Annotated in this window: 1 protein-coding gene and 1 pseudogene; both read right to left on the bottom strand. The window is 82.4% G+C overall.

Annotated elements, in window-relative coordinates:
• Positions 1-397 (bottom strand): annotated as a pseudogene (locus KCH_RS44900) (IucA/IucC family C-terminal-domain containing protein); the annotation flags it as partial.
• 61 nt (positions 398-458) lie between these two features.
• A partial coding sequence (locus tag KCH_RS44895; protein ID WP_244305430.1) for a hypothetical protein occupies positions 459-716 on the bottom strand: 258 nt, incomplete at its 5' end.

The raw sequence follows: 716 nt of genomic DNA, 5'->3' as shown, positions 1-716 counted from the left end.
ACTGGCACAGGTAGTCGGGGTTCTCGCGGAGCAGCACCTCGCCGATCCCGTCGGGCAGGTCGGCGAGTTCCGGCAGCGGCCGGTCGCTGATGTTGACGTCGTCGACGAAGTCCTTGACGGCGAGCCGGACCGGGACGTCCTGCTGGTCGAAGACGATGATCGCGTTCTCCCCGTGCGGGGAGAACACCAGGCCGTAGCGGTACAGGAAGTGCAGCAGCGGCGGCAGCATCACGGCGAACAGCCGGTCGACCCAGTCGCGGACGTCCAGGCCGGAGCGGGCGACGAGTTCGGCGGTCAGCGCGCGGCCGTCGGAGCCGGTCTGCAGCAGGGCGGCCAGGGTGCGGCCGCGTTCGCCGTCGTCGAGGTGGCGGCCGAGGGGTTCCCGCCAGGATCGGCCCTGGAGGACCCTGGGCCCCCAAAGGGGGGGCCCCACCCGGACCCCACGGGGGGGGGGGGGACTACGGGGGGGGGGCGCGGCGGCGGCGCGCGCGCGCGCGCGCGCGCGCGCGCGCGCGCGCGCGCGCGCGCGCGCGCGCGCGCGCGCGCGCGCGCGCGCGCGCGCGCGCGCGCGCGCGCGCGCGCGCGCGCGCGCGCGCGCGCGCGCGCGGCGCGCGCGCGCGCGCGCGCGCGCGCGGCGCGCGCGCGCGCGCGCGCGCGCGCGCGCGCGCGCGCGCGCGCGCGCGCGCGCGCGCGCGCGCGCGCGCGCGCGCGCGCGC

The sequence above is a fragment of the Kitasatospora cheerisanensis KCTC 2395 genome (assembly GCF_000696185.1).
GTDB classification, from domain to species: Bacteria; Actinomycetota; Actinomycetes; order Streptomycetales; family Streptomycetaceae; genus Kitasatospora; species Kitasatospora cheerisanensis.
This window is presented reverse-complemented; position numbering and strand designations above follow the sequence as displayed.